This window comes from Pseudomonas fluorescens group sp. PF-69 (genome assembly GCF_054481235.1).
In genome coordinates this window covers 5,846,683-5,869,449 of the sequence record NZ_JBTMNC010000001.1, presented here as the reverse complement: position 1 = coordinate 5,869,449, position 22,767 = coordinate 5,846,683, and the positions used below count along the sequence as shown (strand labels likewise).

19 protein-coding genes and 1 pseudogene are annotated in these 22,767 nt (G+C 60.9%); 8 read left to right on the top strand and 12 right to left on the bottom strand.

Annotated elements, in window-relative coordinates:
* Positions 1-25: 25 nt before the first annotated feature.
* A complete protein-coding gene (locus ACX3YF_RS27340; protein WP_047527885.1) occupies positions 26-616 on the bottom strand; it encodes an amino acid synthesis family protein in 591 nt (196 codons plus the stop codon).
* Positions 617-921: 305 nt separating this feature from the next.
* Positions 922-1,395, bottom strand: a complete 474-nt coding sequence (locus tag ACX3YF_RS27335) for a hemerythrin domain-containing protein (protein ID WP_103404886.1) — start codon at positions 1,393-1,395, stop codon at positions 922-924.
* Between the two features lie 460 nt (positions 1,396-1,855).
* Here ACX3YF_RS27335 and ACX3YF_RS27330 point away from each other — a divergent pair.
* Positions 1,856-2,377: pseudogene (locus ACX3YF_RS27330) on the top strand (methyltransferase); the annotation flags it as partial.
* A gap of 159 nt (positions 2,378-2,536) precedes the next feature.
* Here ACX3YF_RS27330 and ACX3YF_RS27325 read toward each other — a convergent pair.
* The 3 genes from ACX3YF_RS27325 to ACX3YF_RS27315 form a co-directional block, all read right to left on the bottom strand.
* Positions 2,537-2,695, bottom strand: a complete 159-nt coding sequence (locus tag ACX3YF_RS27325) for a hypothetical protein (RefSeq protein WP_189340472.1) — start codon at positions 2,693-2,695, stop codon at positions 2,537-2,539.
* Between the two features lie 176 nt (positions 2,696-2,871).
* Complete coding sequence (locus tag ACX3YF_RS27320) at positions 2,872-3,363, bottom strand: copper chaperone PCu(A)C (protein WP_458974642.1); 492 nt, start codon at positions 3,361-3,363, stop codon at positions 2,872-2,874.
* Positions 3,363-3,968, bottom strand: coding sequence for an SCO family protein (locus ACX3YF_RS27315; RefSeq protein ID WP_130210470.1), 606 nt, complete (start codon positions 3,966-3,968; stop codon positions 3,363-3,365). The genes ACX3YF_RS27320 and ACX3YF_RS27315 overlap by 1 nt, the downstream gene beginning before the upstream one ends.
* 627 nt (positions 3,969-4,595) lie before the next feature.
* On the opposite strand from ACX3YF_RS27315, the gene ACX3YF_RS27310 reads away from it, so the two are divergent.
* The 4 genes from ACX3YF_RS27310 to ACX3YF_RS27295 all read left to right on the top strand — a co-directional run bounded on the left by ACX3YF_RS27310 (position 4,596) and on the right by ACX3YF_RS27295 (position 9,851).
* Positions 4,596-5,921 (top strand): OprD family porin, encoded by a 1,326-nt coding sequence (locus tag ACX3YF_RS27310; protein WP_130210472.1) that lies wholly within the window; start codon positions 4,596-4,598, stop codon positions 5,919-5,921.
* A 522-nt stretch (positions 5,922-6,443) separates the two neighbouring features.
* The gene (nirB, locus tag ACX3YF_RS27305) at positions 6,444-9,005 is read left to right on the top strand and encodes a nitrite reductase large subunit NirB (protein WP_458974641.1); all 2,562 of its coding nucleotides are present in this window, start codon (positions 6,444-6,446) and stop codon (positions 9,003-9,005) included.
* Positions 9,005-9,379: a nitrite reductase small subunit NirD gene (nirD, locus tag ACX3YF_RS27300; RefSeq protein WP_103404881.1), complete on the top strand. Its 375-nt coding sequence runs from the start codon at positions 9,005-9,007 to the stop codon at positions 9,377-9,379. The genes nirB and nirD overlap by 1 nt, the downstream gene beginning before the upstream one ends.
* A 31-nt stretch (positions 9,380-9,410) precedes the next feature.
* On the top strand, positions 9,411-9,851 hold the full coding sequence (locus ACX3YF_RS27295; protein WP_130210476.1) for a CBS domain-containing protein: 441 nt from the start codon (positions 9,411-9,413) through the stop codon (positions 9,849-9,851).
* Between the two features lie 147 nt (positions 9,852-9,998).
* Here ACX3YF_RS27295 and ilvD read toward each other — a convergent pair whose 3' ends face one another.
* Positions 9,999-11,681 (bottom strand): dihydroxy-acid dehydratase, encoded by a 1,683-nt coding sequence (gene ilvD, locus ACX3YF_RS27290; protein WP_458945505.1) that lies wholly within the window; start codon positions 11,679-11,681, stop codon positions 9,999-10,001.
* A gap of 374 nt (positions 11,682-12,055) precedes the next feature.
* On the opposite strand from ilvD, the gene mqo reads away from it, so the two are divergent.
* The 3 genes from mqo to ACX3YF_RS27275 all read left to right on the top strand — a co-directional run bounded on the left by mqo (position 12,056) and on the right by ACX3YF_RS27275 (position 16,486).
* Positions 12,056-13,699: a malate dehydrogenase (quinone) gene (gene mqo, locus ACX3YF_RS27285; RefSeq protein WP_130210480.1), complete on the top strand. Its 1,644-nt coding sequence runs from the start codon at positions 12,056-12,058 to the stop codon at positions 13,697-13,699.
* 1,471 nt (positions 13,700-15,170) lie between these two features.
* Entirely contained in the window at positions 15,171-15,836 is a 666-nt protein-coding gene (locus tag ACX3YF_RS27280) for a M24 family metallopeptidase (RefSeq protein WP_448646382.1), read from the top strand.
* Between the two features lie 80 nt (positions 15,837-15,916).
* The gene (locus tag ACX3YF_RS27275; protein ID WP_458974640.1) at positions 15,917-16,486 is read left to right on the top strand and encodes a nucleotidyltransferase family protein; all 570 of its coding nucleotides are present in this window, start codon (positions 15,917-15,919) and stop codon (positions 16,484-16,486) included.
* Positions 16,487-16,543: 57 nt separating this feature from the next.
* Here the strand turns inward: ACX3YF_RS27275 and ACX3YF_RS27270 are convergent, their stop codons facing one another.
* From ACX3YF_RS27270 to ACX3YF_RS27245, 6 genes are all read right to left on the bottom strand, one after another.
* Complete coding sequence (locus ACX3YF_RS27270) at positions 16,544-17,722, bottom strand: trans-sulfuration enzyme family protein (protein WP_449105235.1); 1,179 nt, start codon at positions 17,720-17,722, stop codon at positions 16,544-16,546.
* On the bottom strand, positions 17,719-19,095 hold the full coding sequence (locus tag ACX3YF_RS27265) for a pyridoxal-phosphate dependent enzyme (RefSeq protein WP_458945503.1): 1,377 nt from the start codon (positions 19,093-19,095) through the stop codon (positions 17,719-17,721). Before ACX3YF_RS27265 ends, ACX3YF_RS27270 begins: the two co-directional genes overlap by 4 nt.
* A gap of 251 nt (positions 19,096-19,346) precedes the next feature.
* Entirely contained in the window at positions 19,347-19,619 is a 273-nt protein-coding gene (locus ACX3YF_RS27260) for a hypothetical protein (RefSeq protein WP_130210492.1), read from the bottom strand.
* Positions 19,620-19,693: 74 nt separating this feature from the next.
* Positions 19,694-20,356 carry a glutathione S-transferase family protein gene (locus ACX3YF_RS27255; protein ID WP_448646386.1) on the bottom strand — a complete coding sequence of 221 codons (663 nt, stop codon included), beginning with the start codon at positions 20,354-20,356 and terminating at the stop codon, positions 19,694-19,696.
* A 64-nt stretch (positions 20,357-20,420) separates the two neighbouring features.
* Positions 20,421-20,705, bottom strand: a complete 285-nt coding sequence (locus ACX3YF_RS27250) for a hypothetical protein (protein WP_458974639.1) — start codon at positions 20,703-20,705, stop codon at positions 20,421-20,423.
* Complete coding sequence (locus ACX3YF_RS27245) at positions 20,706-22,409, bottom strand: sigma-54-dependent Fis family transcriptional regulator (RefSeq protein ID WP_130210498.1); 1,704 nt, start codon at positions 22,407-22,409, stop codon at positions 20,706-20,708.
* Positions 22,410-22,767: the final 358 nt, after the last annotated feature.

Below are 22,767 nucleotides of genomic sequence, written 5' to 3'. Positions count from 1 at the left end.
CTTCTTGTTGTAGTGACCGACCGTCTTACTGGGCTTTTTCGGCCGCCAGTTCTTCCAGGTCGATGTAGCGATTGCCGATGCGTGGGTGCAGGCGGCCGCCATCGGCGCAACCCAGGACCACGACTATTTCGTCGGCACGCGGTGCGTCTTCGATCTGCATTTCCAGGGTGATGTAGTGCGAACGCAGGCCTTCATCGTCCTTGTGCATCATCGGGATCTGGATCGAGGTGCCCGGGCCGCCGCGTTTGTTGGTGAAGCTCAGGTAGCTCTTGGCTTTCACGGCTTCGCGGTAATGGTTGCCGAAGCGCAGGGTGTGGATCACGGCCGAGGCGTGTTCGATTTCGCCATCGGCACCGACCACGGCAGCCTTGCCGTAGGCTTCGATCTTCTCGGCACCGCCGATGAGGCCCACCAGGCGTTCAACCATCATGGCGCCAAGGTCGGAGCAGTTGGCGCGGATTTGTGGTTTCAGGTCTTCGACAAAGCCGTTGCCCACCCAAGGGTTTTTCATCACCACGGCCAGCCCGACCATGGTCACAGGCTTGTCACTGGCCTTGCCGCCTTCGATAAAGGTTTCTTCGATGTAGCTGACGATCTTGCGGATTTCAAAACTCATGAGCGGCTCCATTTCAGCGTGAAAAGTGTCTGTGCGTCTGATGGTATACCATAATACCGGTAGCGCAAGACCCTGAATGGAGTTTCTGGTCGGAAGGTGCGCAAACCCGCCAGCCATTGATCGGATGCCGGTCTTGAACAGTTGAAAAAGGGGGAACAGCCATATCCCTGACACGCCGAGCGGTGGCAGGGGATTGCGGCGCTGCGTTGGGCAATGCGTTGAGGTGAACGGTGACGTTATGCGGCGAAGCCTGAACGCGGCGTTGAAGGACCCGCGTCAGGCTTCAATGTATGGCCGGTCAGTGATCAGGCCGCCATGCCGTCGCCGAGCGACTTCTTGTAAGAAGCTTTCATTGACTCCATTTGTGCCCCCAGTTCATCCAATTGCGCTTTGCCCAACAGTTTTTTGGCCTGAGGAAACATCTCCGTTTCTTCTTCTTCGATGTGATGCTCAAGCAACTCCTTGACCACCTTGGCGCGTCCGGAAAACTCCACGCTGGCCGGGTCTGTGGCCTTCAGGTCAGGCAGCACCAGGGAGTCGACCGTGCGGTGCTCTTCCTTGGCCTCGTAGTACATTTTTTCCTGTTCTTTACCGCCGGCTTTTTTATAGGCCGGGTAGAGAATTTCTTCTTCAAGCTTGGTGTGGAGGGTGATCTCCATTTCCAGTTTGCCAATCAGCTCGGCGCGTTTTTTTACCGCGCGCTCGGTGGAGTCGTTCAGCTGGGTCAGGATGGCTTTTACTCGTTCATGGTCGGCTTTCAGAATGTCGATGGCGTTCATGGTTCAGCCTCTGCTGTCACGGGAAGTCAGGACCGGTCGTTGCCGGCAATCTCTGTGGTTGCCCCAGGACAGGAGCATGAGCTGTGCCAATCTGGTTGCGCGAAAAACGCCATTGAGATCAATGATTTGGCGGAGGAAGTGGCGAAAAGCCTCATGCAGCTTGCCCGAGTGCTGTCGTGCCGGCATTGCAAATCGCGGACAGGGGCACAGGGGCGAAGGTGTTGGTGCAGTCCCCGGCATTGCCACCGGTCCATGGGCCGGGAAAGCCGATGGAATTTTCCGTGGCCGGTCAAATCTCCTGTTCAACGAGTAGCGTTTCATTTGATCGCCACCTGATGTCAGGGGCAGGCGAAATGCAATGCCCAGGAGAATGACCTCATGACCGTGTTCAAAGCTTTGTCCGGCACATCCTCGACACTGGCTGATTCAAGCCATGAACAGTACCGCGACCTCTATGGCGTGTTGTGGTGTCGGCGCGTTGATCGTCGCCCGTGCCCGACGCGACGCCCAGGTGCTGGCCGTGGACATCAACCCTCGGGCGCTGCGACTGTCGGCCGTCAACGCCGAGTTGGCCGGCGCCAACAACATCACGGTCTATCACAGCGATGTGCTGGGCAGCGTCGAAGGTGCGTTCGATCTGATCATCGCCAACCCGCCTTATATGAATGACAGCCAGCACCGCGCCTATCGCGATGGCGGCGGCGCCCTCGGCGAAGCCCTGTCACTGCGCATCGTTCGCGAAGCGTTGCCGCGCCTGCACTTGGGCGGCAGCCTGGTGCTGTACACCGGCGTGGCGATGGTGGCCGAGAGCGATCCGTTTCTGGAGGCCGTGCTGCCCATGCTGTCCGGTGACACCTTTGCCTGGACCTATCGGGAGCTGGACCCTGATGTGTTCGGCGAAGAATTGCTCAAGCCCGGTTATGAACGGGCCGAACGCATTGCGGCCGTGGCGCTGACCGTTACCCGCAGACGCGAGGCGTGACCATGAGCCTGGCGCCCCGGTTTGGCATCGAGGAAGAATATTTCCTCACCGATTTCAAGACCCGCCAAATGCTCGCTGAACCCGGCGCCGAGCTGCCGGGCGCCTGTCGCGAGGCCATTGGCGAGGGAGTTGCCAGAAAGCCACGGCTGACGCCGGCGCTCAATTGCCATCAGCCACCTTGCGCTCGATTTCGGCCACCTTGCGCCGCTGCTCCTCAAGCTTTTGCTCCTCGGTCAGCGGTTGCGTCGGCGGATTGGCTTCATCCCGACGCTTGGCGTCATCTGACTCGGCAGGGTTGATCAGGTCATCGTCGTTCATGATGCTTTTCCTCCAGTGTCTGCACATTGGAGGAGGCGTGATGGCAGGAGTTCGGGTTTTTTCCGAAGGTCGGAGCGCCGGTCGCAAGGCGTGGCGCATTGCGCGGGAATCGGGGTTGGCTGAGTGCAACCCCTGCCGGTCAATGAGCCGCCTCGGGGGATGAGGCGGCCGGCACATCATTGCATCTTGCTGTGGTCCATCATCTTGCTGTGATCCATGGTGCCCAGCGCCCTGGCTACAGCTTCGACGTTGATCGTTTCTTTCTCGCCCCTGGCGTTTTCCACGACCAGGGTCAGCGGCACTTTGCTGCCTTCCTGAACCTGGGCAGTCAGGTCCATCAACATGACGTGGTAGCCGCCCGGATCGAGGCTCACCGGTTTGCCGGCCGGCAGCTCGACGGACTCGACCTGACCCATTTTCATCACGTCGTCTTTCATGCTCATCTGGTGGATTTGCACGGTCCTGGCGACGGGCGACTGTACGCTCAGCAGTTTGCTGTCGGTGTCCGCCTGCAGGGTCATGAAGGCCCCGGTCGAAGGCTGGCCAGCCACCGTCGCGCGAACCCAGGCGTCGTTGACCAGGGTTTGCGCCGACGCTTGCCAGGCCATGCCGATCAGGGACAGGCCCAGGGCCAGTTGTTTAAAACGCGTTGCGTGCAACGAAGTCATCAGCAGACCTCCATGACGGTGAGCAGGTCTTCTGCGCACTCTTTTGCGGTAAGGGACGCGGACAGCCCGAGGCGCAAGTTGCCCCTGGAGTCGAAGACGTAGCTGGTCGCGGTGTGGGAGAGGGTGTAGGTGTCGCCGCTCGGGACCTTTTCATAAAACACGCCGAACTCCTTGGCGGTGGCGGCGGTTTCTTCCAGGGTGCCGTACAGCGCCTCGAAACTCGGGTCGAAGGCCTTGACGTATTTGTCGAGCATTTGCGGGGTATCGCGCTCGGGGTCCAGGGTGATGAAGATCACTTGCAGACGTTCGCCGTCGCGGCCCATCAGCTTCTTGGCCTGGGCGGCGCGGGCCAGTGTCGTCGGGCACACCGCAGGGCATTGGGTGAAACCGAAGAAGATCATCGGCATCAGGCCACGGTAGCTGCCGAGCATCCGGGTCTCGCCCTGGGCGTCCTTGAGCTTGAAGTTACGCCCCATGATCTTGTCGCTCAGATCCTTGCCGTACTTGAACGACAGCTTGCTGCTGTCATCACAGCCGGCGAGCAGGCCAAGGCTCAGCAGGCCCATGCCGTGCAGGACGGTGCGACGGGTATACAACGTACTCATGGAAAAAAGCTTCCTGTGTCACCACTGAAAAACCACAGTGCCTGACGCATCAGGCGAAAAAAAGCGCGTGGATGTTAACAAACTGTTGCCCTGTGGCGCTCAATCGGTCGCCCGCCGGTCATGCGCCAAATGGTCGCGGTCAGCCGTTCACACCCCGGCTAATCGCGCCTTTGCGGACACCGTGCGGATACATGAGTGCGCTTGGATTGGGCGTGTTCGTCGTCTTCTGTGGCGCGGGGCCTACAGTATTGGACATTTGAGTCAAGCTCAAATGCCGGGGTGTTTTCGGCTATATAACGAGCCCGCTCAAAGCGACTAAGGCATCTGCTTGTAATAAGCCTGAATTGTTGCAGGAATTGATAATTACTTTCACGGGAAACCGGATCAATGTTTCGGCGCGAAAGTGCTATAAGTCTTTCGCCTTAGGGCCTGCCATGTAATAAAAAATAAACCGTTATAAAACGGTGTATCACTCTGCGCAGTCAAAAGATTGCGACTAGAGCTCTTTTTTTCTTATCTGCCATTGACTTACAACTGTTCGCTTTTGACGGCCTGACTTCAGGGGGCACCCTGTTGACTGCGCATTGAGAGACGAGGCAGTTCTATTAAAAAACAGGGGAACGAACAATGTCTTTGAAGTGGAATTTGGTGGCGCTAGGTGTCTCACTGGGTATTAGTCAACTAGCGTCAGCCGCTGGTGTGGAAGACCAGGCGACTGCCAAGGGGTTTGTTGAAGGCAGCAGTTTGAACCTCCTACTTCGCAACTTTTATTATGATCGTGACGGTAAGAATTCGGCGGGCCGCAAACAGGACTGGCTGCAAGTGACACAAGGCAACTTCAGCTCCGGCTTCACCCAAGGCACCGTCGGCTTTGGTGTGGATGCGTACGGATACTGGGGGGTGAAGCTGGACGGTGGCAAAGGCGATGCGTACTCGGGCAACTTGCCGGTCGACAACAGCGGCCGGCCGAAGGATGATTTCAGCAGCGCAGGCGCGTCGATCAAGGCCCGGTTCTCCAAGACTGAACTGCACTATGGCAACTTGCAGCCAAACAACCCGGTCCTGGCCACGGCGGGTACTCGCGCCACGCCTCAAACGGCGACCGGTTTCAACCTGTTGAGCAGTGAAATCGAAGGCTTGAACCTCGACGCCGGGCACTTCACCGCCAGTAACGGTCCGGCCACAACCAACAATAGCCATGAACTGTATGCCGGTTATGCAAACGTGGCGGCCAAGAGCATTGACTACCTCGGCGGCAAGTACACGCTGACCGATAATTTTTCGATGAGCTTGTTTGCGTCGGACCTCAAGGACGTCTGGCATCAATACTATGGCAATGCCAACTACACGATCCCGTTCACTGCCGATCAGTCACTGAACCTGGACTTCAATATCTACCGCACCCTCGATTCCGGTCAGTCCAATGCCGGTGCCATCGACAACACCACCTGGTCGTTGGCGGCGGCGTACTCTTTCCTGAGTGCTCATACCGTCACACTGGCGTTCCAGAAAGTTCACGGCGACACCCCGTTTGACTATGTGGCCGTGGGTAATAACAAGTCGGGTGATTTGGCCGACTCCATCTTCCTGGCCAACTCGGTTCAGTACTCTGACTTTAACGGCCCTGGCGAAAGATCCTGGCAGGCCCGTTACGACCTGAACATGGCGGCCTATGGCGTGCCGGGGCTGAGCTTCATGACGCGCTACCTGAACGGCGACAATATCGACGGCACCCACATGCCGGTTGGCAGCGCCTATCAGGCCTATGGTTATGGATCTGACGGCAAGCACCACGAAACCAACTTCGAAGCCAAATACGTAGTGCAGACCGGTCCAGCCAAAGACTTGTCGCTGCGACTGCGCCAAGCCTGGCACCGCGGCAACACCGATCAGGCGGAAGGGGATTACAACGAAACCCGTCTGATCGTGGATTACCCGATCTCGATTTTCTAAGCGCAAGACCGCCGGTCAGGCCCGAAGGGCGCACCGCGTTGACGGCCAGTTCCAGCCCTGCTGAAGCTGGCCGTTTTGTTTGGATGAAGCGCTTCCCTGGATGCACTTTTAAAGCGCCGTGGCTGACGACGTGCACCAGTGCGAGGCGATTTGTCGGGTGCTCCGGCGTCACGTATCACTCGCCGTCAGAACCCTCTCATCCCGCAGGGAACGCCTCTAACCCACCCTTGCACGGCCATTTCCATCGCGTGATGGTCCAGTTTCGCCTGTCGCGCAAAGCGTCCGTCACCAACTGGCACAAAGGCTGCATTGATCCCCTCAAGTCCATCTGAACAAGAGGGACAGCCCTCTCGGTCAACGACGATCGACTGGCCGCACAGGTCGTGGGCTACATCGGTGGATCAGGCATAGCCGTCTGGTTTCAACACCGCAAAAGAACAGGCAAAGACGCCTGGAACCGCAAGGTTTCAGGCGTTTTTTTTTGCTTTTTTTTACCGTGATTGGCTTTGGCAGGTGTCGTTTATGAATTCCAATGTAGCCACGTTGAACAAGCTGCAAACGCTGGTCGTGATCGGCAACGGCATGGTCGGACATCATTGTGTGGAACAGTTGATCGAGCGCGGAGCCCTTGACCGCTATCGCTTGCACGTCTTCAGCGAAGAGCCGATGCGCGCTTACGACCGTGTGCACCTTTCCGAATACTTCTCCGGTCGCGACGCCGAGTCGCTGGCGCTGAGCGATGCGTCGTTGTACCAGACGCCCGGCGTCACCCTGCACCTGGGTGCGCCGGTGCTGGAAATCGACCGCGAGCGTCGTCAGGTCATCACCGCGCAAGGGTGTGTCAGCTACGACAAACTGGTCCTGGCCACCGGCTCCTACCCCTTTGTGCCGCCGATTGAAGGCGCTGAAGGCGATTCGCGCCTGGTCTATCGCACCCTCGACGACCTCGATGCCATTCGAGCGGCGGCGGTCAATGCCCGGCGCGGCGTCGTGGTCGGCGGTGGCCTGCTCGGCCTGGAAGCGGCCAATGCGCTCAAGAGCCTGGGCCTTGAAGCCCACGTCGTGGAGTTCGCCCCGCGCCTGATGCCGGTGCAACTGGACGATCTGGGTGGCCTGGCGCTCAAGGCACAAATCGAACGCCTGGGCGTCGGCGTGCACCTGTCCCGCGCCACGCAATCGATCAGCGCCGGTGAGGACTATCGCTATCGGATGAATTTTGCCAACGACGAATTCCTCGAAACCGACCTTGTAGTGTTCTCCGCCGGTATTCGCGCCCAGGATGCGCTGGCTCGCCAATGTGCGCTGGAGATCGGCCCCCGCGGTGGCGTGGTGATCGACGACAGCTGCTTGAGCTGCGACCCGAACATCTACGCCATCGGTGAGTGCGCATCCTGGAATGGCAGCCTGTTCGGTCTGGTCGCGCCCGGCTATCAGATGGCGCGCAGCGTCGCCGCGCGGCTGTGCGATGACGTGGCCGAGCCGTTCCAGGGCGCCGACATGTCGACCAAACTCAAACTGCTGGGCGTCGACGTCGGCTCCATCGGCGATGCCCACGCCCATACGCCGGGCGCCCGCAGCTACCAGTTCATCGACGAGACGAGCGCCGGCTACCGGCGCCTGGTGGTGGACGCCACCGGTAAGCGCGTGCTGGGTGCGGTGCTGATCGGCGACAACAGCTACTACGACACCCTGCTGCAATACATGCAGAACGCGATTGCCTTGCCGTCCGAACCGGCCGCGCTGATTCTGCCGTCGTCCGAAGGCGCTCCAACCCTGGGGCCGGGCGCCTTGCCGGAAGCGGCGACGATCTGCTCTTGCCACAACGTGACCAAGGGCGCCATCTGCTCGGCCATCGACGGCGGTTGCACCGACCTCGGCCTGCTCAAGTCACAGACCAAGGCCTGTACCGGCTGCGGCGGTTGCGCCGGTCTGCTCAAGCAAGTCTTCGAGCATGAGTTGATCGCCCGGGGCGTCAGTGTCGACAAGAGCCTGTGCGAGCACTTCGCCTACACCCGCCAGGAGCTGTATGCGCTGGTGCGGGTGGAAGGGGTGATCACCTTCGAAGAACTGCTGGCCAAACATGGCCGGGGTCACACCGGTTGCGACGTGTGTAAGCCGGCCGTGGGCTCGATCCTCGCGTCGTGCTGGAACCAGCCGATCATGGACCCGTCGCTGGTGCCGTTGCAGGACACCAACGACACCTTCATGGCCAACATGCAGAAGAACGGCACCTATTCGGTGGTGCCGCGCATTCCCGGTGGCGAGATCACCGCCGACAAGCTGATTGCCATAGGCGTGGTCGCGAAGAAATACGACCTCTACACCAAGATCACCGGTGGCCAGCGCATCGACCTGTTCGGCGCCCAGTTGCATGAGTTGCCGGACATCTGGGCCGAGTTGATCGAAGCCGGTTTCGAAACCGGCCACGCCTACGGCAAATCGACCCGTACGGTGAAATCTTGCGTCGGCAGCACCTGGTGCCGCTACGGCGTGCAGGACAGTGTGCAAATGGCCCTGACCATTGAAGGCCGCTACAAGGGCCTGCGTTCGCCGCACAAGCTCAAGTTCGCGGTGTCCGGTTGCACCCGCGAGTGCGCCGAGGCGCAAAGCAAGGACGTCGGCGTGATCGCCACCGAGAAAGGCTGGAACCTCTACGTCGCCGGCAACGGTGGCATGCGTCCGCGTCACGCCGAACTGTTCGCCACCGACCTCGACGATGAGACCCTGATCCGCTACATCGACCGCTTCCTGATGTTCTACATCCGCACCGCCGACAAACTGCAACGCACCTCGGTCTGGCGCGAAAGCCTGGAGGGCGGCCTGGATTACCTCAAGGACGTGATCATCCACGACAGCCTGGGCCTGGGCGCCGAACTGGAGTCGCAGATGCAGCTGGTGGTCAACCGCTATGAATGCGAGTGGGCCAACGCCCTCAAGGACCCGGAAAAGCTCAAGCGCTTCCGCACCTTCGTCAATGACAAACGCCCGGACCCGGACATTCACTTTGTCCAGGAACGTGGTCAACGCCGGCCGATCATGGCGGCCGAACTCAACCTGATCCCTGTTACCGAGGAGACTGTCTGATGACTCAGTCCAATACCCAACGCGTTGAAACCGGTGCCTCAGCCGTCTGGCAATCGGTGTGCAGTCAGCAGGATCTGGTGAATGACTCCGGTGTGGTGGTGTGGCTGGACGGCGCGCAAGTGGCGCTGTTCTACCTGCCGGGCGTTGAAGGCAAAAACCTCTACGCCATCGACAACCACGACCCGCAATCGGGGGCCAATGTCATCGGTCGCGGCCTGGTCGGCAGCCTCAAGGGCGATCTGGTGGTGGCGTCGCCGATCTACAAGCAGCATTTTCGCCTGGAGGACGGCACCTGCCTGGAGTACCCGCAACAGCGTCTGCGGGTCTGGCCGGTGCGGTTGAACGATGGGGTCGTGGAGGTCGGGGTGGCCTGACGGTTCAGGCCATTCACACCAGGAGTCGGATATGAAGACAGCCGCACAGTTGCTCAAGCTCAAGGTCGTGGAAAACCAGCAGGTGCACAGCATCGCGCCGGACGCCATGGTGCTCGAGGCCGTGAAGAAAATGGCCGAAAAGAACGTCGGTGCTCTGCCGGTGATCGAAAGGGGCGAAGTCGTCGGGGTGATCAGCGAGCGCGACTATGCGCGCAAGGTCGTTTTGCTGGGGCGTTCGTCAGTCGGCACGCCGGTCCGGGCGATCATGAGTTCCCCGGTGATTACGGCCGATAGCCAACAGAGCATCGAGCATTGCATGGCGGTCATGACTGACAGCCATTTGCGTCACTTGCCCGTGGTCGAGAATGGCGAGCTGATTGGTTTGCTGTCGATTGGCGATCTGGTCAAGGAAGCGATTGTCGAGCAGGCCGACTTGATCCGGCAGTTCGAACACTACATCCGCGGGCATTGATACCGGAGCTGGCTTGTCGGGTCGCCGCATCGCAGCGAAGGCGTCAGCACATCCACCATCAATGCTGGCAGAGCCGACGCCATCGCGAGCAAGCTCGCTCCCACAATGGTCATTGGTCGAGCCGGAAATCCGGGGCACAGGGCGGCTTTAGAGGTATTTGTCCGTGACGGCACCTTCAGAGGCGCTGGACACGGTCTTCGCGTACTTGGCCAGCACCCCGCGTTTGTACTTCGGCTCTGGCCGCACCCAACGGCTCTTGCGTTCGGCCAGGTCGGCATCGGATACATCGACCGTGATCTGTCGGGTTTCGGCGTCGATGGTGATGTTGTCACCGTTTTCGACCAGCGCAATCGGCCCGCCGTCAAACGCCTCGGGCGTGATATGCCCCACGACAAAACCGTGTGAGCCGCCGGAGAAACGGCCGTCGGTGATCAGCGCCACCTCCTTGCCCAATCCCTTGCCCATCACCGCCGAGGTCGGCGAGAGCATTTCGCGCATGCCCGGCCCGCCCTTGGGGCCTTCGTAACGGATCACGATCACGTCGCCAGGTTGCACTTCACCGTTGAGGATGCCCGCCAGCGCATCTTCTTCGCCGTGGTAGACCCGTGCCGTGCCTTCAAAGCGCAGGCCTTCCTTGCCGGTGATCTTGGCCACGGCACCGGTGGGGGAGAGATTGCCGCGCAGGATCACCAGGTGCGAGTCCTTCTTGACCGGTTGGTCGAAGGGCAGGATCACGTCCTGGCCGGCGGGGTAGTCGGGGACGTGCTCGAGGTTTTCGGCCAGGGTCTTGCCGGTGACGGTCAGCACATCGCCATGCAGCATCCCGGCTGCCAGCATGCGTTTCATCAAGGGTTGAATGCCGCCGATGGCCACCAGTTCGCTCATCATGTATTTGCCGCTGGGGCGCAGGTCGGCGACCACGGGAGAAACCTTGCCCAGTTCGACGAAGTCATCGAGGGTCAGTTCGACATCGACCGCGTGGGCCATGGCCAACAGGTGCAACACGGCGTTGGTCGAGCCGGCGAGGGCGATCACCACGCGGATGGCATTTTCGAAGGCCTTGCGGGTCATGATGTCGCGCGGTTTGAGGTCAAGCCTGAGCAGTTCCATGACCTGCTGGCCGGCCCGGAAACTGTCCGAAGCCTTGTCGCTGCCGATGGCGTCCTGGGAGCTGGAACCGGGCAGGCTCATGCCCAGTGCCTCGATGGCCGAAGCCATGGTGTTGGCGGTGTACATGCCGCCGCAGGAACCGGGGCCGGGAATGGCCACTTCCTCGATCTGTTTGACCTGGATCTCGCTGATATCGCCGCGCGCATGCTGGCCCACGGCCTCGAACACGGAAATGATGTCGGTGTGCCCGGCACCGGGGCGGATGGTGCCGCCATAGACGAAGATCGACGGCCGGTTCAGCCGCGCCATGCCGATCAGGCATCCCGGCATGTTCTTGTCGCAACCGCCCAGGGTCACCAGTCCGTCGAAGCCTTCGCAACCGGCCACCACCTCGATGGAGTCGGCGATCACCTCACGGGACACCAGCGAATATTTCATGCCTTCGGTGCCATTGGCGATGCCGTCGGAAATGGTGATGGTGTTGAAAATCACGCCCTTGGCACCGGCGGCATTCGCGCCTTTTTCGGCTTCGATCGCGAGTTTGTCGATGTGCATGTTGCAAGGTGTGACCATCGCCCAGGTGGAAGCAATGCCGATTTGCGGTTTCTTGAAGTCTTCGTCGGTGAAGCCCACTGCACGGAGCATGGCGCGGGCGGGTGCGGCTTCCACGCCGTCGATGACTTGAGAGGAGTATTTGCGCAGGTCGTCTTTATCGCTCATGGGCGGTTCCTCACAGGCTCAACGGATGACCAGTGAGTATAGTCGCCCCTGCACCGCAAGCCGGGCTCCCGCAGATCCATCAACCGCGGGTTTGCCATGTCGTGATATTCTTCGCGCCAACTTGGTTTGACCTATTCGGTTTTCCTGTTCTTGAGACAGGCGAACGGAATCACTGTCGCTCAAGTAGCTGAAGCCAAAAAAGATAAAAAGTCAGTTCAGAAGGGACATATAACTGGGGTCGATACAGTCGGCCTTGTGTGCCCACCCTCCGGATGTCATGCGCGAGAACCTGTGGCAGCCTGCCTGAATGCCGTGAATCAAGGCTCGTGAGTGACGATGGAAGGGCGGATTGCGTTTTATCATAGGTGCTACAGATGTTTAAAAAAGTGAACACGGCCCTGCTGGGGCTGGCCCTGTCGTTGGGGATGACGACGGCCCAGGCCGAAGAAGCCAGGAAAGTCGACGTGCTGCTGATTGGTGGCGGCATCATGAGTGCGACCCTCGGCGTCTGGCTCAATGAGCTGGAACCCGGTACCTCTATGGAAATGATCGAGCGTCTCGATGGCGTCGCCCTGGAGAGCTCCAACGGCTGGAACAACGCCGGTACCGGTCACTCCGCCCTGGCCGAATTGAACTACACCCCGGAAGACGAGAACGGCAAAGTCTCGATCCCGAAAGCCGTTGAAATCAACGAAGCTTTCCAGATCTCCCGTCAGTTCTGGGCCTGGCAGGTTCAGCAAGGCGTGCTGAAAAACCCGCGTTCGTTCATCAACTCCACGCCGCACATGAGCTTTGTGTGGGGCGATGACAACATCAAGTTCCTGAAAAAGCGCTACGAAGCCCTGCAAGCGAGCCCGCTGTTCGCCGGCATGCAGTACTCCGAAGACCCGGCGGTGATCAAGAAGTGGGTTCCGCTGATGATGGAAGGGCGTGACCCGAACCAGAAAGTCGCGGCCACCTGGTCTCCGATCGGCACCGACGTGAACTTCGGCGAAATCACGCGTCAATTCGTGGCTCACCTGCAAACCACGCCGAAATTCGACTTGAAGCTGTCCAGCGAAGTGCAGGACATCACCAAGAACGCAGACGGCAGCTGGCGCGTCAGCTACAAAAACCTCAAAGACGGCAGCCAATCCGAAACCGACGCCAGGTTCGTGTTCATCGGCGCTGGCGGCGGTGCCCTGCACCTGCTGCAGAAGTCCGGCATTCCTGAAGCCAGGGAATACGCAGGCTTCCCGGTGGGTGGCTCGTTCCTGGTGACCGAAAACCCGGCCATCGCCGAGCAACACCTGGCCAAGGCCTACGGCAAAGCCTCCGTGGGCGCACCGCCGATGTCGGTCCCGCACCTGGACACCCGCGTGCTGGACGGCAAGCGCGTGATCCTGTTTGGCCCGTTCGCGACCTTCTCGACCAAGTTCCTCAAGGAAGGCTCGTACCTGGACCTGCTGACCACCACGACCACGCACAACGTGTGGCCAATGACCAAGGTCGGCATCAAGGAATACCCGCTGGTCGAGTACCTGGCCGGTCAACTGATGCTGTCGGATGAAGATCGCCTCAATGCCCTGAAGGAGTATTTCCCGAACGCCAAGGCCGAAGACTGGCGCCTGTGGCAAGCGGGCCAGCGCGTGCAGATCATCAAGCGTGATGAGGCTGCCGGTGGCGTGCTGAAACTGGGCACCGAGATCGTTGCTTCCCAGGACGGCACCATCGCCGGCCTGCTGGGCGCATCGCCAGGCGCTTCGACCGCTGCACCGATCATGCTGTCGGTACTGCAGAAAGTCTTCAAGGACAAGGTCGCGACCCCGGCCTGGCAAGAGAAGCTGCACCAGATCGTGCCGAGCTACGGCACCGCGCTCAATGCCAGCCCCGAGAAAGTGGCGCAAGAGTGGGCCTACACCGCCAAGGTGCTGGAACTGACTCCGCCACCGGTGATCGGTCAGGTTGCTGCTCCGGCTGTCGAGGCTGAAAAGCCGAAGGCGCCAAAGGAGAACGCCTCGACGGATATGGCGTTGTGATCCGCAGGTCCCGTCGTTGTGAACGGGACGCCCGGATGAGCTGATCCGCGATAAAGAAAGCCCGCTGAACCGGTGACGGTCAGCGGGCATTTTTTTAACGCCTGTAGGTGGCTTGCCTGCGAAGGCGGCCTGACAGCCGACCAATCACTCGCAGATGCGCCCGATCCATTGTGGGAGCTGGCTTGCCAGCGATGGTCGTTAACGATAACGCGTGTGGCCCGGTTAAACGCGGCGCACTGGAGTCCATCGCCAGCAGGCTGGCTCCTACAAGACGGTGCCACACCCTCTGCGCCCGACCCAAATCCCCTGTGGGAGCTGGCTTGCCAGCGATGGTCGTTAACGATAACGCGTGTGGCCCGGTTAAACGCGGCGCACTGGAGTCCATCGCCAGCAGGCTGGCTCCTACAAGACGGTGCCACACCCACACCCTCTGCGCCCGACCCAAATCCCCTGTGGGAGCTGGCCTGCCAGCGATGGTCGTTAACGATAACGCGTGTGGCCCGGTTAAACGCGGCGCACTGGAGTCCATCGCCAGCAGGCTGGCTCCTACAAGACGGTGCCACACCCTCTGCGCCCGACCCAAATCCCCTGTGGGAGCTGGCTTGCCAGCGATGGTCGTTAACGTTAACGCGTGTGGCCTGGTTAAACGCGGCGCACTGGAGTCCATCGCCAGCAGGCTGGCTCCTACAAGACGGTGCCACACCCACACCCTCTGCGCCCGACCCAAATCCCCTGTGGGAGCTGGCTTGCCAGCGATGGTCGTTAACGTTAATGCGTGTGGCCTGGTTAAACGCGGCGCACTGGAGTCCATCGCCAGCGGGCTGGCTCCTACAAGACGGTGCCACACCCTCTGCGCCCGACCCAAATCCCCTGTGGGAGCTGGCTTGCCAGCGATGGTCGTTAACGATAACGCGTGTGGCCCGGTTAAACGCGGCGCACTGGAGTCCATCGCCAGCAGGCTGGCTCCTACAAGACGGTGCCATACCCACACCCTCTGCGCCCGACCCAAATCCCCTGTGGGAGCTGGCCTGCCAGCGATGGTCGTTAACGATAACGCGTGTGGCCCGGTTAAACGCGGCGCACTGGAGTCCATCGCCAGCAAGCTGGCTCCCGCAGGTTGTGCGTTTGCCGGGCTCGCGTGCAGAGCCTTGTCCTGGGCGGATGTTCATCTGATCCGTATTTTTCTGCGCTTTCTGCCTCTGTAACGTACTCAGCTGGCGCTCCACAATAACGGTACGGTCGGCAGTCGCCGCCGTGATTGCACCGTACTTTCAAGCTGGAGGAAGACTTATGGGCAAGATGGCATTTTTTCTCGGTGGCTTTCTGATACTGACGATCCTGATCGGCGTACTGGCCACTATTTCACCGGTTTAACGCAGCCTGTGTCATGACTCCCTGCCTTGATCTTGAATATCGCAATATAAAAAGATATACAGCGATCACATGCGCGGTCTTAAACAAGGAATGACTCATGACCATGGCCCTGAGCGGTAAAGAGGCGGTAGGCGAACGTTACCAACTGGAATCGATGCGCCATGCGCAGCACATGACCTGGAAGGCGATCGATCAGATTGCCCGCGTCATCACCCCGGGCATGCGCGAGTCCGAGGCGCAGTCGCTTGGCAAGCAGGTGTTGTCCGAACTGGGCATGGATCGAATCTGGCATCCACTGCTGGTGCGCTTCGGTGCCAATACGCTCAAGACGTTCAAGCAGCGTTCCGATGGCGACCCGCAGTTGGGCGAAGAGGACATTTTCTTCATCGACATGGGCGTGGTCTGGCAGGGCCACGAAGGGGATGCCGGCGCGACATTCACCACCGGTTCCGATCCGCAAATGATCGCCTGTGCGGCGGCGGCCAAGGATCTGTTTGACCGGGTCGAAAGCTTTTGGCGCAGCGAGCGGGTGTCCGGCGTGGTGCTTTATGACTATGCCGCCGCTCAGGCAACGGCCATGGGCTGGAGGCTCAATCTGGACATCAAGGGTCATCGGGTCAGCGATTTTCCCCATGCGATCTACCGGGGTGGCGACCTCGGGGACCTGGATCAATGCCCGAATACCGGCCTGTGGATTCTGGAAATCCAGATCGCCCATCCCGAGCGTCCCTTCGGCGCGTTCTATGAGGATTTGCTGATTTGACCGTCGAGTGAAGCGGCGTCCCGGAAAATTGCGCTATTGTCGCTGGCCAGCACTGGAGCGATTTACAAGGGACGAAGCACATGACATTGACGGTCGAAAGCCTGGTCAGCATCGCAATGACCAATCCAGTCAACGCTGAATTGACCGCACGTTTGCCTGCACTGGGTTTGTCCGAGTGCATGCTCACGGCCGGTTGCCTGTTCCAGGCTGTATGGAACCATCAAGCGCAGCGGCCGGCCGCATGGGGCGTGAAGGACTACGACGTCTTCTACTTCGACGAGGATCTCTCCTGGGAAGCCGAGAATGAGGTCATTCAGTGCGCGCAGCGCCTGTTCCGGGACCTGGACGCCAACGTCGAAATCAGGAACCAGGCTCGCGTGCACCTGTGGTACGGCCAGCGGTTTGGCGGGGCCTATCCTCAGCTTCAGTCGGCCAGGGACGGAATCGATCGCTACCTGATCGCCGGCACCTGCATCGGTCTGGATGTTGAAACCGGCGAACTCTACGCCCCCAACGGCCTGGCCGACACCGAGCACGGTCTGCTGCGTATCAATCGCAAGAATCCCAAGCCAGACCTGTTCGCGCAAAAGGCGAAAAGTTATCAGGCGCGCTGGCCCTGGCTCAGGATCGTTGAACCTGATAGTCCATGACCCTTTGCGCAGGCGAGAAGCGCTGGCAGAGTCTCCATCGAGCCTCTGCCGGCGACTTCAGATCCGCGCCAGCGCCTGAGCCAGATCCCCACGCAGGTCTTCGACATCCTCGACCCCCACGGACAAGCGCACCAGCGCATCGCCGATACCCAACTGTGCACGGGTGTCGGCTGGGATGGTGGCGTGGGTCATGATCGCCGGGTGTTCGATCAGGCTTTCCACACCCCCCAGGCTTTCGGCCAGGGCAAAAATCCGGACGTTTTCGAGGAAACGCCTGGAACCGGCCAGGTCGGTGTTGAGGTCGAGGGAGATCATCCCGCCGTAACCGCGCATTTGTCGCCGCGCCAGCTCGTGCTGCGGATGCGATGCCAGGCCCGGATAGTAGACGCGCGCCACCTGCGGCTGGTGCTCCAGCCATTGCGCCAGCGCCAGCGCATTGCTGCAGTGACGCTCCATGCGCAGCGCCAGGGTCTTGACCCCGCGCAGGGTGAGGAAGGCGTCGAACGGGCCGGCAATCGCGCCCACCGCGTTTTGCAGGAAGCCCAGGCGCTCGGCCAGTTCGGCGTTCTGCCCGACCACCGCGATGCCGCCGATCACGTCGGAGTGGCCGTTGAGGTACTTGGTCGTCGAGTGCAGCACGATGTCGAAACCCAGCTCCAGCGGGCGCTGGATATACGGGCTGGCAAAGGTGTTGTCGGCCACGCAGATAATGCCCCGGGCACGGCAGATGCGGGCGATGGCGGCGAGGTCGGACAGGCGCAGCAGGGGATTGCTCGGCGTCTCGACCATGACCATCCGGGTGTTGTCTTGCAGTGCCGCCTCGAACGCTGCCAGGTCGGTCAAGTCGACGAAGCTGAAGCGATGCCCGGCGCTGCGCTGGCGCACCTTGTCGAACAGGCGGAAGGTCCCGCCGTACAAATCATTGCCGGAGACCACGTGCGAGCCGGCGTCTAGCAGCTCCAGCACGGTGGAGATCGTTGCCAGCCCGGATGCGAAAGCGAAGGCCTGGGTGCCACCTTCGAGATCGGCCACGCAACGCTCCAGTGCCCAGCGCGTCGGGTTGTGCGAGCGTCCGTAGTCGAGGCCTTTATGAACGCCGGGGCTTTGCTGCAAATAGGTGGAGTTGGCATAAATGGGCGGCATCAGCGCCCCGGTGGAAGGGTCCGGCGCCTGTCCCGCGTGGATCACCCGGGTGGCGAAGCCCTGTGGCGCGGCGTCTTTATCGTGCTGGCTCATGCAAGGGATCTCCGTAAGTGATTGAGCATGTCGAACCGGGTAATCAGGCCATGAAAGCCCGACGCGTCGGCGATGATGGCCACCAGGCCGCGGTCGAGCTCTGCCTGCAGCTCGGCCAGGCTGGCGCCGGGCGGCAGGGTTTGCAGTTTGTCGGTCATCGCGCCGGCCACGGTCAGGCGAAATTGCGAAGCGTCCTGGTGCACCCGCAGCAGAATGTCGGATTCGTCGATCACCCCGATCAGCCGCTGGCCATCGACCAGCACCGGCAGTTGCGACACATCCGCCAGGCGCATGCGCTGGAAGGCGGTGAGCAGGGTGTCATCGGGTCCGACGCTGATCACCCGGCCATCTTCGAAACGCCGCGCGATCACGTCGCGCAGGTCGCCGTAGCGCTTGCTCTGCAGCAGGCCCTGATCGGACATCCACTGGTCGTTGTAGATCTTCGACAGGTAGCGGGTGCCGGTGTCACAGACGAAGCTGACCACCCGTTTCGGCTTGGTCTGCTCGCGGCAGTAACGCAGCGCCGCGGCCAGCAACGTGCCGGTCGAGGAGCCACCGAGGATGCCTTCGGCGCGCAGCAGTTGCCGGGCGTGATCGAAGCTTTCCTCGTCGCTGATCGAGTAGGCGTGGCGCACGCTGGAAAGGTCGGCAATCGAGGGAATGAAGTCTTCGCCGATGCCTTCCACCGCCCAGGACCCGGGCGTCGGCAGGGTGCCGTCGCGGCTGTATTGGGCCATCACTGAGCCGACCGGGTCAGCCAGCACCATCTCCAGGTCGGGCTGCACCCGTTTGAAGAAACGCGTCAGCCCGGTCAGCGTGCCGGCCGAGCCGACGCCGACCACGATGGCGTCCAGATCATGCTGGGTCTGCGCCCAGATCTCCGGGGCGGTGCTGCATTCGTGGGCCAGCGGGTTGGCCGGGTTGTTGAACTGGTCGGCGAAGAAAGCGTCGGGAATATCCTTTGCCAGCCGCGCGGCGACGTCCTGGTAGTACTCGGGATGGCCCTTGCCGACGTCGGAGCGGGTGATGTGCACTTCGGCGCCCATGGCCTTGAGGTGCAGGACTTTTTCCGTGGACATTTTGTCCGGCACCACCAGCACCACCCGGTAGCCCTTGGCGCGACCGACCAGGGCCAGGCCGAGGCCGGTATTGCCGGCGGTGGCTTCAACGATGGTGCCACCGGGCCGCAGGCGGCCATCGCGCTCGGCGGTATCGATCATCGCCAGGCCGATGCGGTCCTTGATCGAGCCACCGGGGTTCTGCGATTCAAGCTTGAGGAACAGGGTGCACGGGCCGGTATCGAAACGGCTGACACGCACCAGGGGCGTGTTGCCGATCAGTTCGAGTACGGCGGGGCGGGAGTCGTTTGGCATGTCGTCACCTCCTGTGGAAATTCGCAGTGGAAAGACAGAAACCAGCGGCGCGTCATCGCGCCATTTGTGGCAAATCTTCGTTTGGACCATAGGCCGGGAATGCCGGAGCCGCAACCTGAGGCGGCCAGTCGGTCATGTCGTCTGCGAGTGTCAAAGGTCCCCGACTGTGGGGGAAATTCCTGTGTTTGGGCGGTTTTTGGGGGGAGAGGGGAACAGCGCTCGGGCGTTGGTTTTACCCCAGGATTCATCGCCTACAGGGTTGCTGCGATCATGACCAGGTTCAACGCCTGCATGAACGGCGTGATCGTCGCCAGGCCTGTGGCCTGTAGGGCGATCATGATTATCGTCTGCGCCGGATTCAGCGCCAGAGCGGCCAGCAGCTGAATGTCCGTGGCGACCTGCTCGGCAATGCCGATGGCCGTGGACGTTGTCGAGCTCAGCAATGACGTGGCCGACAACGTCGCCAGGACGATCACCCCTGCCACGGCAAGGATGAATACTGCCACCCATGCTTGCGCCCCCATGTCTACCTCCGCTGCCGATTGTGCCGATGCGCACCATCAGCCAAAGCAAGGGGCGGGCCAATGCCGGGCAGCGGCTAGCGAAACCGCTGCGGGATGGCCTCGGCAAACGGATAGAGCGAAAAGTAAGGCCGGGCTTCGTCGATGACCCGCTGGAACGACGGCCGCTGGGTCAACCGTTCGAAATACCCCTGCAAGTGCCGGCAGTCCTCGGGAAACGGCAGCAAGGTGCTGGCATAGAAAAGTGCCGGGCAGGCGGCGCAATCGGCCAGGCTGAAGTCCGGGCTGGCCACCCAGGTACGACCGGCCAACTGGCGTTCGAGCATGCCATAGGCGGTCATCAGCGCGGCGCGTTCGCGGGTCAGGTCGCCATGGGCCGCACGCATCCGATCGGCAACGATCTGCTGCATCGGGGTCTGCACATGAAGGTCGAAGAAGCGGTCCCACAGGCGCACCTCCAGCGCGGTGTCCCAATCAGCGGGAATCAGCGGGTGCTGGCCAGCATGGAAGTGGTCCAGGTACTCGATGATGACACTCGACTCCGCCAGGTTGCGCTGGCGCCCGTGATCGCGGATGACCGGGAACTTGCACGGCGGCCAGAGCGCCTGGAGCACTGATCGGTCCGCCTCGCTGGTGAGGTCGATGATCTTCTTCTCGAATTCGATGGCCTGTTCATAGAGCGCGACCAGCACTTTGTGGCAGTACGACGACAGCGGATGGTAGTAAAGAGTCAGCGGCATCTTTCAACTCCGGCTTGCAGGGCGACCCTTGCAGTATTGGCCAGGGTCCGACAACACGCTTCTGTCACGCCTCGAATTGTTTTAAGCGTTTCGCCGAGCGCCAGCCGCCAACACCGTAATCCGTCACTTCCCGGCCTTGATACCCATGGCCATTCATCGGGCGCGTACTCGTGCGTGCGGAAGTTGGCGGCGAAAAAACCGAATAACGATAAGAAATCACCAGGAACACCCCCAGGGGTATCGGGCAGTGGGTGGCGGGCACGTTGAAGAACGTCGGCTTCTCGCTGCGCAATGGCCAGTCGAACACCGAAGCCGGCCGCGACGTTGATCGGAGCCGCTTCATCGTCATCTACACGCTGTCGCTGTTGTGTGTCCAGGGGGATTTTTTCAGGCGGTACGCCAGCGCGGGTCGGGTCAGGCCCAGCAGGCGGGCCGCCTCCGAGACGTTGTGCTGGCTGCGTTCCATAGCTGCCTGAATCAACGCATCTTCCACGCCATCCAGGCCGATACCGCTGTCGATGATGCTGTCGATCCAGTCCTGGCCGCTGGCGAGCGTCGATTTGACCAGGCGTCCATCGCTGGCCAGGCCAATGCTTTCGGCCAGTTGCGGTGAATGCGGGAAGAGGGCGTCGACGGTGATGCTCTGGTTTTCGTCGGTGATGATCACGCCGCGCTCCATCAGGTTTTCCAGCTCGCGGATATTGCCGGGCCAGTCGTAGTGCAGGCACACCTGCAGCGCCCGGTCCGACAGGCCGAGGGTTTTTTTCTTGTAGCTGGCGTGCAGTTTTTCGAGGAAGTGTTCGATCAGCAGCGGGATGTCTTCGCGGCGTTCGCGCAAGGCCGGAATGCGCACCGGGAACACGTTCAGGCGGTAGAACAGGTCCGCCCGGAAACGCCCTTGCTTGACCGCGTTTTCCAGGTCTTCGTGGGTCGCGGTGATGACCCGCACGTCGACCTTGCGGGTCTGCGAATCACCGACCCGTTCCAGTTCCTCTTCCTGCAAGACCCGCAGCAGCGAGGCTTGCGCGCGCGGGGTCAATTCGACGATTTCATCGAGGAACAACGAGCCGCCATTGGCCCGCTCGAAACGCCCCATTCGCGATTGCTGGGCACCGGTGTAGGCGCCTTTTTCCACGCCGAACAGCTCCGCTTCAATCAGGTCTGGCGGGATGGCCGCGCAGTTCAGCGCGACAAAGGGCCCGCCGGCCCGTTCGCTGCGCAGGTGCAGGCTGCGGGCGATCACTTCCTTGCCCACGCCGGTCTCGCCCAACAGCAACACCGAGGCCTTGCCCAAGGCGACCTTGTCGATCAGTGCGCAGGTCCTGCGGTACACCGCCGACTGGCCGATGCCGTAGAACTTGCCGGCTTCAATCTGCAAGCGCTGGCGCATGTTGGCCACTTGCACCTGCAGCGCTTGCAGTTCATCGATGATCGGGTCGCTCTGGAAGTAGCGCATGATCTCTTCGGCGTCGTCCCACTGCTCGGCGGGCTTGCCGATGATCCGGCAATGCGCGTCGCCGCAACCGCGGCAACTGACCTCCTTGTAGATGATCTGCCGACCAAGGAAAAACGAGCTGTAGCTGATGGCATAACCGAGCAGCATCCAGCACACCGGCTGATCGGAGTGGAGGTTCTCGGTCTGGCAGTTTTCCACTTCGAAGGAGTCCTGCCATTCGATATCAGCATAGAACTGGCCGTTCTCCAGATCGATATCGATGGTCTGCGGACGCACGTTGACCATGCCCTTGAGCGAGTGCAGTTGCGGGCCGGTGAAGAACATGTCCACATCACTGCCCTGGGGCCGCAATTTGCGCGCCAGCTCCGCATCCTTGAGCCCGGACTGATAGCCCAGGCGCAGGAAAAATCCCTTGGCGCGCTCGACGCCGAGCATCTCGATCAACTCGCGTCTGCAGGACGCCATCATCGAAACCTGGATCAACAACATGCGTTGTTCGTCCAGCCAGATTTTCCCTTCGCTGCCGAGAAAGCGCACCTGGTCGCTCAGATCCTTGAGCGACGGCGGGTGCTGGGTAGCCTTGTACGTGGTGATCATTCAGTGCGCCCCTGATTTGTAGTTATTGGGGTGGCGATGCGGTCCGCTCAGGCTTTTGGCGGATTGTTCCGGGCATCGTAGCGACCTCGGTTTTTCAGGCAAGGCAGGGTCGCTTTTTCTTTTTCTAAGCGGCCTGAAAGCGGACCAAAAGTCAATCGCCGGATGATTGCTCATTTGCTCGAAGGGGCCGGGGGCGATTGATCAAATGATCAATTTGCCGCTGCCGAGGTCTTGTCCGGCAGCCGGTCTTGAACCCTGCAAGGTGGTCGGTGCGTGCGTTTAACTGTTTGTTTTTAAACAAATAAAAAATCAATTTCGAACGATTTTTCGTCGCTGGCACCCTTGTTGCTCCGTACCC